Raw genomic sequence first — 10,961 nt, forward strand, 5'->3', positions numbered from 1 at the left:
TGGATGCGGCTCGAACGATCTCAGATCCACAGTCCCGCAGCCAGACCTTGAGTGCAATCGCTGCTCAGTTGTCCGAGACAGACTGCTTAGAAGTGCTAAGAGAGGCACTGGATGCGGCTCGAACGATCTCAGATCCACAGTCCCGCAGCCAGACCTTGAGTGCGATCGCCAAAATCATCACCCCAACTTCTTTAAAGCCTTTTTTAGAAACTACTTTGAAGTCTTTCCTAGACACTACATTAAATACGGCTGAAACAGCTAAGATTCTTGCCTACCCAGCAAGTCATTTCACAGAAGACTTCATTCTGCTTATACCTGGTAACAGACATCCAATTGCCTTGGAAATCGTTCAGTACCTATCCAGTGATGAAGACAAAACCAAATTTCTCAGTGCCCTGATTCCACGACTCGCTCCCGGTCGGTTTCCCGCTGTGCTGAAGTTAATTGAGTCTGAAATCAAGGGCGATCGCTTTCGTGCCGAGACTCTCAGCAATCTGGCTCCCTATCTCCCCTCAGCCCAGTTTGCAGAAGCCATCAGACTGATTGAAACCACTATTCAAAATCCCTACCACCGTACTTCAGCTCTGGAAACGCTCACACCCTTTTTAGAGATTGACTGCTTCGATGCGGTATTGAAGCTGGTCGAAACCTTGCCATTGCCTCAACTTCAGTCGAGAGTACTGAGTTCTCTAGCAACCGCTCTCATCACCCAAGCCGAACACAAGACAACCTTAACCTCAACAAAAGCAGCAGAGCCAGAGAACCAATTCTATCAAGACGGTTACAGCAGGTTAATTCTATTAACTATTGGACTCGGTGCTACCAAACGGGATGATTTCTCCTATGAACGAGCGGTTTCTGATATCTTTAGTCGATTAGCTCCCCTACTCAAACACTCCGCAGAAACGACACAGGCAACCTTTTTTGAAACGCTTCAAAAGCTTGAAGATCCAGGGTATCAGGCTGAAGTGCTAATGGCTCTAGCACCTGACTTCCCTCAGCAGGTTGAGGCGTTGCTTGAGCATTACCAGGGAGATGATTACCGTGTCCTGCTAAAAGTCAAAATTCAGTTGTCCTTGATTGGTAATTCTGATTCCTCTGCCATCTCAGAGATTCTGAGCCTACATGAAGAAATTGAGGGGCCGTATCTCAGAACAGAAGCCCTGGTGGAAATCGCCCGTCATCCTGTGGGTTCCAGAACCCGTGGATTGCAAACGAGTGCCTTACGTGCGATCGGGGAACTGAACGAAAACTCCTATCTGCAAGCACTATACCTACAATGCCTGATTCCAAGTCTGAAATGCTGGCAGCGAATTGAAGCCATTAACGTCATTGGCGATATTCGCGACCACTACCATCGGGTCAGTGCTCGTGTTGCTCTGGCCCAAAAGTTTCCCGAACCTGAAATTTTCAATGCTGCCCTTACCGATGCACTTAACCTAAACTCTCTCGTTCATAAAATTGAGCAGCTGAGTCAACTGGCGATCGACATGCCAGAGCTACTCCCCAGAATTATTAAACTTGCGGAATCGCTTCATATCGACTAACCATCTGAAACGACTGAAGACACCAATAACGAAACAGAAACTTTTTCAATCAAAATTGAGCGTCGTGACATCCTGCTGGCCCTCGTCCCCCACCTGCCCATGCGGATTAACCGCGAAGTGAACCGGGAGCTAGCCCTGGGTCGGTTGATTTCTAGAGAGCTGTACGATCGTGCCCTCTTCCTCCTGGCGCGAGGCTACCGCGATGCCTTGCAAGGCGGAACCCTCCGCAACGATGCGGCCCAGGGTAGAGACCTACTCGACCTCAAAGATGAGATCAATGCCCTATCGGGGTTATTGCTGATGCGCGATCTGGAGCGGCCAATGGCTGTCGGCATTCTGGGTGGTTGGGGTGGGGGCAAGTCTTACATCATGCACCTGATGCAGGCCCAGATGACCGCCATTCGCAGTCGTCCGGCTAACCCGATCGAAGCCTGGAACGAAAACCCTAATTACGAAAAACTCTCCCCCTACGTCGGTCACATTTACCAGATCAAGTTCGATGCCTGGACGTTGTTCACTACCGGCTACCGGAGGGCGATCGCTACTTACAGCAGGAGTTTGAAAAACTGCAACACGATGCCCTGCAGACCGAGATTCTTCCTCCCTCCCTGACATTACAGGACATGAGCCACGAAATCTTCAACCTGATCCGCTCCTTCTCCTTCGTCGGCGAGATTGGCGAAGACCCAGAAGATTATCGCATCAGCGGCCCTGACGTACAGGAGAAAGACAGAAAAAATTTCCTCAACACCGAACCTCCGAACTGAAAATCTATTGGTTTGGACAGATTGAAATTATGCGGGAACTGCGCGTAGAACCTTTCAGAGTTATGGTTAGGCTAAGGGGAAGGGAAAAATCAGCAGAGAAAACCCGGTTAATCTCCGTCGCCTGCTTGCCAGGCGATCGCCTTAATGGGTTGAGGATCAGGCAGTTTGAGCGAGATTACCCAGGCAGCCAATACGAACAGTGACGAAGCCCACAGGCAACCGACCAGGCCATACAGTTGATAAATCACCCCCGACAGCACCGTGCCAATCAACCGTCCACCGGAATTCGCCATGTAATAGAAACCGACGTTGAGTGCCACTTTGTCATCATCCGTAAACGCCAGCACAAGATAGGAATGCACCGCTGAGTTAAAGGCAAACACAACGCCAAAGATCATCAATCCCACCACGATCGTCACATCCGGTGGAGCCTGAAGTTGCATCGCGATCGCAATACTGGCAGGCACTGCCGTGAGAATTCCAGTCCAAAACTGAATCGTTTTCGACTTAGGCGGTTCCCCATTACCGAAACGTCTGAGCAAGGTGGGCGCTAAAAACTGAATGATCCCATAGCCAATTACCCAACAGGCTAAAAAGCCCCCTTCCTGATAGAACGACCAGCCCAACACACTTTGCAAAAAGACGGGCAATCCTACCACAAACCAAACGTCTCTCGACCCAAATAGAAAGAAGCGAGCGGCTGACAGAATATTGATCTCACGGCTCTTGGAGAAAAGTTGAGTAAACTTCACCTTAGCCTTAATCTTGCCCATCTCTTTAGGCAGCATCACCCCAGTGAACAGAATCAAGATCAATCCAATTGCCATAATCCATAGGGACGTGACAAATCCAAACGCAGCTAATAAAGCCGCTCCCAGGAAGAACCCGACCCCCTTTAACGCATTCTTTGATCCTGTCAGCACGGCCACCCACTTAAATAATGAGGATTGCGCCTCCCGTGGCACCACAAGTCGGATGGCGCTCTTGGAACTCATTTTGGTCAGGTCTTTGGCAATCCCCGAAAAGGCTTGTGAGGTCATCACATACAGCACTGCAAACCACTGGGGCCAGTCCCGGTTCAGAAAAGACAACATCAGCAGGGCAAACACCTGTAGCCCAATGCCGCTGTAAAGCGTAACTTTCAAGCCTAACTGAGAACTGATCCAGCCACCTAAAAAGTTGGTGGTGATGCCAAAGACTTCGTAGAACAGGAACAAAAAGGCAATTTGAATTGGGGTGTAGCCAATTTCGTTGAAATACAGTAACACCAACATTCGCAGGGCGCCGTCGGTGAGAGTAAACCCCCAGTAGGCTAGCGTCACGAGGGCGTAGTTTTTCAAATTGGCGTTAGCAGCAGTCGTTGAAGTCATGATAGGGAACCTCTTAAGAGAGATGTTTTAAAGGCCTGTCTCTTTGTCACCCTAGCGACTGAAGTCGCAGCTATACGGAGAAAACCTGCTGACGCAGGTTGCTGGAAACCTTGATTTTTTGAGTCTGTGTCAGCAGACTAGGTGGGTGTAGTCGCGATTTTAACCGCCGGATACTTTTCAAACACCTTCTAACTCAGGCTGAGTGCAACTTTCTTAGCTAGTTCCACCATGCGATTGGAATAACCCCATTCGTTGTCATACCAGGCATAGATCTTGACCTGGGTTTCATCCACAACCATAGTTGATAGGGCATCCACAATGGAAGAACGTGGATCATTCAGGTAGTCAATCGATACCAACGGGCGCTCCTCATAGCCCAAAATGCCTTGCAGTGGCTGCTGCTCTGCGGCTTGTTTCAACAATTGATTCACCTCCGCCACTGTAGTTGGGCGCATAACCTCAAACACACAATCGGTGAGAGAGGCATTAAGCAGAGGAACTCGCACCGCCAGACCATTGAGTTTGCCATTGAGTTCTGGATAGATGAGTCCGATCGCCGTGGCCGATCCTGTGCTCGTAGGAATTAACGACAGTGCCGAAGCCCGTGCCCGTCGCAGGTCTTTGTGGGGAGCATCCACCAGGGTTTGGGTATTGGTATTGTCATGAATCGTGGTCACTACTCCATGCTTGATGCCAATGCTTTCATGGATCACCTTGACCACAGGGGCAAGGCAATTAGTGGTGCAGGAAGCGGCTGTCAACAGGTGATGTTTAGCAGGATCATACAGGTTATCATTTACCCCCATCACCACATTTAACGCACCCTCCTTCACTGGAGCCGCCACAATCACTTTACGCACCCCCCGTTTGAAGTAAGGGTCAAGCGTTTCCGGTGTCCGAAATTTACCGGAACATTCCAGCACCAGATCTACCCCCAGATCATCCCAGGGGACATCACCGGGTTTGGCATATTCCGAGAAGGTCAGCGGCTGACCATCAATGTAAATGCGATCTTCCCCAGCAGTCACCTCCGGTGCCCACCGTCCGTGAACAGAATCAAACTTCAACAGGTGAGCCGCTGCTGCAGTCCCCCCCTTCACTTCATTGATGTGAACAAACTCGAACTCTGGCCACCCCCAGGCGGCTCGCAAGTCTAGCCGTCCAATTCGACCAAATCCATTGATTCCAACCCGTACAGCCATTATTCCTCCAATTTCAAAATAGACTGATGTTATCAAAAAATCTTGATTGGGTAAAACAACACCAAATCAATCCTTGTGCGTGCCTTGTGAGTGGCCCAATTCAGCTACTGATCGTCGTCAGTGCAAGGACGAGCAGGCAGCATAGGACTATAACGACGAAACTCTGATAAATACTGCTCCAGGACAACGAATTGAGGCAAATTGAGACTGTAGTAAATCCAGCGCCCTTGCTGACGTGATCGGACTAATTGAGCATCCCTCAGGGTTTTGAGGTGAAACGATAGCTTAGACTGGGCAACATCCAGTGCCTCGCAAAGATCACAAACGCAAAGCTCATTCTCCCGCAGGAGTTCCAAAACTTTGACTCGCAGCGGCTCTGCAAGCGCATGAAAACCAGCTACGATAAGTTCGGATGGGAGGGAGATAGCCTTTCTCATTCAGAATACTTTCATCAATTTTGCTTGATTTAACTGATCCTAAAATATCGCCTCCCATCTGTCATGCCCCTACAAACTCTGGGCACACATTCTGCAACAATGGCACCAGATTTATGGCTTACTGGCTTGTTCTGCCTGGAATGTGGTCTGCCGACGTAACAACTCAGCCACTGTGATGTTTGGTTCTGGAATCCCCTGAAAAGCCGTACCAATTTCGCCTCGGGTAAATTGAATGTCTGCCAGTCGGTAAGCCTCCTGTGGCAAGGGTAAATAGCCTATGCTTTCCACTAATGTATGTGCTTGTTTTAGATAGAACTCTACAAACGCCCGTAGTTTTGGCTTGTCCTGAGCTGCTTTGAAGTTGACATAAATAAACAGGGGGCGAGACAGGGGCTGATAAGAAGCATTTTTGATATTCTCATCATTCGGCGGAATGGCCCCTTTACCATTGTCGATCGGGAGTGCTTTGACAGCATTCTTGTTCTTTACGTAATACGCATGAGGAATATACCCCAGTGCTCCCGGAAATTTTTGAATTCCTTGTACAAGAACGTTGTCATCTTCACTGGCCACATAGTCAGACCGGGCGTTGTTTCTCCCACCCGTGATCACTTCGTTGAAGTAATCGAAAGTGCCAGAATCGGCCCCAGCGCCAAACAAATTGAGAGGTTGATTGGGATAGGACGATCGAATTTGATTCCAGTTAGTAATTTTGCCCTGCGCAGCTCGTTCCCAAACTTGCTTCAGTTCAGTAACGGTCATGTCTTTGGCCCAGGAGTTTTGGGGATTGACCGCAATAGTCAGGGCATCAAAAGCTACGGGTAACTCGATAAAAGCAACCCCATTGTTGACGCACGTTGATAGCTCTTCCTTAGAAATTGGGCGGGAGGCATTACTGATGTCTGTTTCTCCAGCACAAAATCGCCGAAATCCTGCCGTGGAACCTGCAAATTTAACTTCAATATCGGCGTTTGCTCCCTCTGGTGTGGCCCGAAAAGCTGTGGCAACGGCATCAGTGATCGGGTAGACCGTACTGGATCCATCTGCCACAATCTTTCCAGAAGGCGACCCAATTAACGTTTTCTGTTCGGGCTGGGGGGGAGAGGCGCAGGCAGCTAACACGAGTGTTGCCACAATCGCAGAAAAGGATAGCCCTGGTTTAATAAGCGTTTTGTGAAGCATTAATGGATTTCTCCTACGTACTCCAAAGGTGGGTATTATTTTGGCTCAAGTTTAGTTCTTTGCTCCTCAGCTAGTTGAAAAACGGCTTGTCGGCGAAGCAATTCTGCAATGGTGACGTTGGGTTGGGGCACTCCTTCAAAGACAGTACCAATCTCACCTTTTGTGAATTGAATGCTGGCTAAACGGTATGCCTCTGCTGGCAGTGGAATATATCCAACCGTATTAGACACTCGTCCAGCATGGGTCAAGTAATACTCAACAAACTCTTGCAGCTTCGGATTCTCTTGAGCTGCTTTCGCATTCACGTAGATAAATAATGGTCGTGAGAATGGTTGGTATTTAGCATTTATAACGGCTTCACGGGAGGGCAGCACTGCCCCTTGCCCATTATTAACTCCTAATGCTCGGAGCCTACCTTGAGCTGCCTCAAAGTAGGCTAAAGGGATATAGCCTAAGGCATTAGGGTCTTTTTCAATCCCACTTACCAACACAGTATCATCTTCACTACTGGTGTAATCTCTGCGGCTGGCATCAGCATTACCGATAACGACTTCATTGAAATAGTCATAGGTACCAGAATCCTGCCCTGCACCAAACAGTTTTAGCGGTCGGTTGGGATAGGAGGAACGAATTTGATTCCAGTTGTTAATCTTGCCTTCCGCCGCTGGCTCCCAAATTGTCCGTAATTCATCGAGGGTAATGTCTTTGGCCCAATCATTTTGAGGATTGACTGCTATCGTCAGCGCATCAAAGGCGATCGGCAATTCAATAAAGGGAACACCAGAGTTGGCACAGACTCTAGCTTCCTGTAACAGGATAGGGCGTGAGGCATTGCTAATCTGGGTTTCTCCGGCACAGAATTTGTCAAATCCCGCGCTGGTACCAGAGAACTTGATCTCTATCTTCGTGCCGCTTTTAACTCTGACATATTCCTTAGCAATTGCATCACTGATGGGATAAACCGTACTGGAACCGTCAATTTTAATTTCTGTGCTAATGGCGCGTTGCGAGGAACCTGAACTGTTCGCCTGATCGATTGTGCAGCCAGGAAGCGTGATTACCAGAATGGCGAAAGATGCTAATAACTGACTAAAGATTCTATTCGTACCCGCTAGCATAGAGTAGACTTACCCTGCAACAGAGTGTTTTGAAGACTGCAGCCTCCTTGCAGGCAAACCGATAAAATTATCGCCGCGTTCTCAAAAAAATCATTTCTTCAGCGCGTCCAGGACAAGGAAGTAGTTTCATCATTTCAAAAAAATATGATTTGACCAGGTGTTCTAAAATACATGTAAGAAAAATTAACTCAATAAAAATTGATGAATTACCCTGATAGTCATGTTATGACTATGGATCCCTCCTGAGGTTGCATTAGCAGGAATCTAAAAATTAGGAACAACCGCTAGTTGACTGACAAAACTCTCTCGTCCTCACCCCCAACCCCTCCCCCAGAGCGGGAGGGGGAGATCCGATTCCAGTTCCCTCTTCCAACTTGAGTGAGGGCTAGGGTGAAGGTGGTTCGGGCGACAACGCAAAAGATTTGTCAGTCGATCAGGGAACAACCGAAATTGATGGACTGGCAAAAGTCCTTACGAGCTAAGCATTGAAGTCATGGTGGTGCATACAGGAACAACGTAATGGCATGGACAGAGTTAAGCTTTGAAGCTACGAATGAGGCAGTGGATTGGATATATACATTGCTGGCAGGGGAAAATTATACAGGTGACATTCAAATTCAAGAATTAGATGAATCTTCCTGCGATCGCTTCAATTATCGCGATCGTGAGTTACTTAATTTTTCATTTATGGTGCATCTTTATCTTTCTGATGTCTCTCATTTTGATGTGGAAAAAATTTGTAACTTATTTTCTTCTTTGTATCGAACTGGAATGATCACGCTTCCAGAAAAAACTGTTGTGTCAGAAAAGCCTGCTGCCTCAAAATTTAACTCCCCGATCACTCGAGTTGGCAACCGATTTGTCGTTTCACCATTTGCGGCTTCCTACGAGCCGAGGTCGGCCTCCGAAATTTTGATCTGGTTAAACCAACTCTTGCCTTTGGCAGTGGCTTTCATCCGGCAACTCGCCTGAGTTTGCAACTCCTGGAACGGTATGTCATCCCTTCAATGAACGTTTTGGATCTGGGATCCGGGTCAGGCATTCTCACGGTAGCTGCTGCAAAACTGGGGGCACAGGTGGTCGCCCTGGACAACGATCGCATCGCTGTGGCATCCACCCAGACTACTGTGGAATTGAATGGGGTTGCCTCGCAAGTGACAGTTCTGGAAGGTAGTTTGGGTCAGGGCTGTGAACTAGGGCACTGGATGGGAGGCGAGGTGGCTGAGACTGTATCCAGATTGGCAGCCCGCAATCAGTTTGATCTGATTGCGGCCAATATCTTCGCCCGAGTTCACATGGCGCTTGCCGCCGATTTCCGGCAAGCTCTCCGCTGCTCAGAGCAGGGTGGATGGCTGATTGCAGCAGGTTTTACTGCAGATTATGAACCAGAAATTACAGCCGCTTTTGCCCAAGAAGGGTTTGCAGTTGTAGAGTGTGAGCGGTTAGATGAATGGGTCGCGATCGTATTCCGACTGACGACTCAATGAATTTTGAATTATGAATGATCCTCGCCAATTTGCCCCTGCCACTCAGCGCAACCGGGAACCCATTCTGGCAGTGTTGTCAGAGGTTCTGCCAGCATCCGGTACGGTGTTGGAAATTTCCAGTGGTACGGGAGAACATGCGGTTTTTTTTGCGCCCCGGTTAAGGCCCCGTCTTTGGATTCCGTCCGATCCAAATCCCATGGCACGGGCAAGTATTGCCGCCTGGAGGGAACAGTGTCCTGCTGAGAATTTGTATCCGCCGATCGCGCTGGATGCATGCGATCCGATTTGGCCCCTAGAGCAGCAGCCTTTACCGGAAGCCTTGCAAGACCTGGATTTGCAGCAGCATCCCATCCGGGCGATCGTCAACATCAACATGATTCACATTGCGCCCTGGCGTGCCTGCCTGGGGCTGCTGGCTGGAGCAAAGCGTCTGTTACCTCCCAAGGGCATCTTGTATCTTTACGGGCCATTCAAACAGGCTGGCAACCATACTGCACCGAGTAATGAAGCCTTTGATGCCAGTCTCCAGATGCAGAATCCAGAGTGGGGAGTCCGAAATTTAGAGGATGTCGTTGCTATCGCTCAAACCCACCATCTGGCTTTGGTAAAAACAGTAGCCATGCCAGCGAATAACCTCTCTGTGATCTTTCAACGAACGCAAGACTAAGGATTCCTGCCTTTTACCGTCAATTATCATAGACATACTTAGGGCGGAACCATTTCAGATAGTCAGGAGGGCTGAACATGGAATCTAATGGGCCAGCGATTCGTGAATTGCCAATTCTGGAGAGCGGCGATCGCCTCAGCCGAGCCGAATTTGAGCGGCGGTACACCGCTATGCCCCATCTGGAAAAAGCTGAACTGATTGAAGGAGTGGTTTACGTGGCATCCCCAGTTCGGATCAGAAAACATGCGAATCCGCATGGCAAAATCATCACCTGGTTAGGAGTATACGAAGCTGCAACACCCGGTATTATGCTGGGAGACAATCCCACTGTCCGATTGGATTTAGACAATGAGCCCCAACCGGATGCCATCCTCCGAATTGAGGAAGCCTGGGGAGGGCAATCTCGCATCAGTGAGGATGATTACATTGAAGGGGCACCAGAATTGATTGTGGAAATTGCAGCCAGTAGCGCCTCCTATGATTTGCATGACAAATTACGGGCTTACCGACGAAATGGGGTGCGGGAATATCTGGTCTGGTTGGTGCAAGAGCGGCAGTTTCGCTGGTATGGGTTGCAGGAAGGGGAATATCGGCTGCAAGCACCGGATTCAGCGGGAGTATTGAGTAGTCAGATTTTTCCTGGGCTGCACCTGGCTGTTAACGCGCTACTGAATGGCGAGATGCGGCAAGTTTTAGCTGTCCTTCAGCAAGGGATTAACTCTGAAGCTCATCAAGCCTTTGTTCAATCGCAATTGAAACTGCAGGAATAATTCCAGAGCCAGCCGGATTGTGAGATGGTTGGGGGAGAGGGATGCCTTATGATTAACAGTAAAAATTGCTGCTCACCCCCATATGGAAGCTTCCGCCAGGACAGATTCATTCCGAGCTTTAGCGCTTCAGGTAACGGCTGCCGCTGTTAATCATGCCCGCGATCGCGCTGAAGCCCAGGCTCTGATGCAACAGGCGATCGCCCGAATTGCCCCCCAGATTGCCGCCAGTCTTGCCTTCATTGGGCCGGATTGTCGGTTAGTAGTATTGCCAGAGTATTTTTTGACCGGTTTTCCCTTGGGAGAATCGCTCACCGCCTGGGCTGACAAAGCTTGTATTGAAATGTCAGGGCCGGAATACGAAGCTTTAGGGAAACTGGCTCAGAAACACCAGATTTTTCTGGCCGGGAATGCCTA

13 protein-coding genes are annotated in these 10,961 nt (G+C 49.1%); 8 read left to right on the forward strand and 5 right to left on the reverse strand.

The window, feature by feature from the left end:
• The 3 genes from ACUVQO_RS19085 to ACUVQO_RS19095 form a co-directional block, all read left to right on the forward strand.
• On the forward strand, positions 1–1,547 hold a 1,547-nt coding region (locus ACUVQO_RS19085), incomplete at its 5' end, for a hypothetical protein (RefSeq protein ID WP_445927418.1).
• Positions 1,548–1,646: 99 nt separating this feature from the next.
• Entirely contained in the window at positions 1,647–2,159 is a 513-nt protein-coding gene (locus ACUVQO_RS19090; RefSeq protein ID WP_445927419.1) for a hypothetical protein, read from the forward strand.
• An 11-nt stretch (positions 2,160–2,170) separates the two neighbouring features.
• Complete coding sequence (locus ACUVQO_RS19095) at positions 2,171–2,314, forward strand: hypothetical protein (RefSeq protein WP_445927420.1); 144 nt, start codon at positions 2,171–2,173, stop codon at positions 2,312–2,314.
• A 107-nt stretch (positions 2,315–2,421) separates the two neighbouring features.
• On the opposite strand, the gene arsJ is transcribed toward ACUVQO_RS19095, so the two are convergent.
• From arsJ to ACUVQO_RS19120, 5 genes are all read right to left on the reverse strand, one after another.
• A complete protein-coding gene (gene arsJ, locus ACUVQO_RS19100) occupies positions 2,422–3,684 on the reverse strand; it encodes an organoarsenical effux MFS transporter ArsJ (RefSeq protein WP_445927421.1) in 1,263 nt (420 codons plus the stop codon).
• A gap of 188 nt (positions 3,685–3,872) precedes the next feature.
• Positions 3,873–4,886 carry an ArsJ-associated glyceraldehyde-3-phosphate dehydrogenase gene (locus ACUVQO_RS19105; protein WP_445927422.1) on the reverse strand — a complete coding sequence of 338 codons (1,014 nt, stop codon included), beginning with the start codon at positions 4,884–4,886 and terminating at the stop codon, positions 3,873–3,875.
• 104 nt (positions 4,887–4,990) lie between these two features.
• Complete coding sequence (locus tag ACUVQO_RS19110; protein ID WP_445927423.1) at positions 4,991–5,323, reverse strand: ArsR/SmtB family transcription factor; 333 nt, start codon at positions 5,321–5,323, stop codon at positions 4,991–4,993.
• A gap of 111 nt (positions 5,324–5,434) precedes the next feature.
• Positions 5,435–6,457, reverse strand: a complete 1,023-nt coding sequence (locus tag ACUVQO_RS19115) for a PstS family phosphate ABC transporter substrate-binding protein (RefSeq protein WP_445927424.1) — start codon at positions 6,455–6,457, stop codon at positions 5,435–5,437.
• Positions 6,458–6,540: 83 nt separating this feature from the next.
• A complete protein-coding gene (locus ACUVQO_RS19120) occupies positions 6,541–7,623 on the reverse strand; it encodes a PstS family phosphate ABC transporter substrate-binding protein (RefSeq protein ID WP_445927425.1) in 1,083 nt (360 codons plus the stop codon).
• 519 nt (positions 7,624–8,142) lie between these two features.
• Between ACUVQO_RS19120 and ACUVQO_RS19125 the strand changes: the two genes are divergently transcribed.
• The 5 genes from ACUVQO_RS19125 to ACUVQO_RS19145 form a co-directional block, all read left to right on the forward strand.
• Positions 8,143–8,595: a hypothetical protein gene (locus ACUVQO_RS19125; RefSeq protein WP_445927426.1), complete on the forward strand. Its 453-nt coding sequence runs from the start codon at positions 8,143–8,145 to the stop codon at positions 8,593–8,595.
• 2 nt (positions 8,596–8,597) lie between these two features.
• Positions 8,598–9,110, forward strand: a complete 513-nt coding sequence (locus ACUVQO_RS19130) for a 50S ribosomal protein L11 methyltransferase (RefSeq protein ID WP_445927427.1) — start codon at positions 8,598–8,600, stop codon at positions 9,108–9,110.
• A gap of 10 nt (positions 9,111–9,120) precedes the next feature.
• A complete protein-coding gene (locus ACUVQO_RS19135) occupies positions 9,121–9,777 on the forward strand; it encodes a DUF938 domain-containing protein (protein WP_445927428.1) in 657 nt (218 codons plus the stop codon).
• 77 nt (positions 9,778–9,854) lie between these two features.
• Complete coding sequence (locus tag ACUVQO_RS19140) at positions 9,855–10,547, forward strand: Uma2 family endonuclease (RefSeq protein ID WP_445927429.1); 693 nt, start codon at positions 9,855–9,857, stop codon at positions 10,545–10,547.
• Between the two features lie 82 nt (positions 10,548–10,629).
• A partial coding sequence (locus ACUVQO_RS19145; protein ID WP_445927430.1) for a nitrilase-related carbon-nitrogen hydrolase occupies positions 10,630–10,961 on the forward strand: 332 nt, incomplete at its 3' end.

This window comes from Leptodesmis sp. (assembly GCF_052746595.1).

Bases quoted from the DNA above. Each gene is read 5' to 3' on its own strand.
- ACUVQO_RS19120 (WP_445927425.1), bottom strand. From the start codon at position 7,623: ATGCTAGCGGGTACGAATAGAATCTTTAGTCAGTTATTAGCATCTTTC.
- ACUVQO_RS19110 (WP_445927423.1), bottom strand. From the start codon at position 5,323: ATGAGAAAGGCTATCTCCCTCCCATCCGAACTTATCGTAGCTGGTTTT.
- ACUVQO_RS19140 (WP_445927429.1), top strand. From the start codon at position 9,855: ATGGAATCTAATGGGCCAGCGATTCGTGAATTGCCAATTCTGGAGAGC.
- ACUVQO_RS19125 (WP_445927426.1), top strand. From the start codon at position 8,143: ATGGCATGGACAGAGTTAAGCTTTGAAGCTACGAATGAGGCAGTGGAT.
- ACUVQO_RS19135 (WP_445927428.1), top strand. From the start codon at position 9,121: ATGAATGATCCTCGCCAATTTGCCCCTGCCACTCAGCGCAACCGGGAA.
- ACUVQO_RS19105 (WP_445927422.1), bottom strand. From the start codon at position 4,886: ATGGCTGTACGGGTTGGAATCAATGGATTTGGTCGAATTGGACGGCTA.
- ACUVQO_RS19095 (WP_445927420.1), top strand. From the start codon at position 2,171: ATGAGCCACGAAATCTTCAACCTGATCCGCTCCTTCTCCTTCGTCGGC.
- arsJ (WP_445927421.1), bottom strand. From the start codon at position 3,684: ATGACTTCAACGACTGCTGCTAACGCCAATTTGAAAAACTACGCCCTC.
- ACUVQO_RS19090 (WP_445927419.1), top strand. From the start codon at position 1,647: ATGCGGATTAACCGCGAAGTGAACCGGGAGCTAGCCCTGGGTCGGTTG.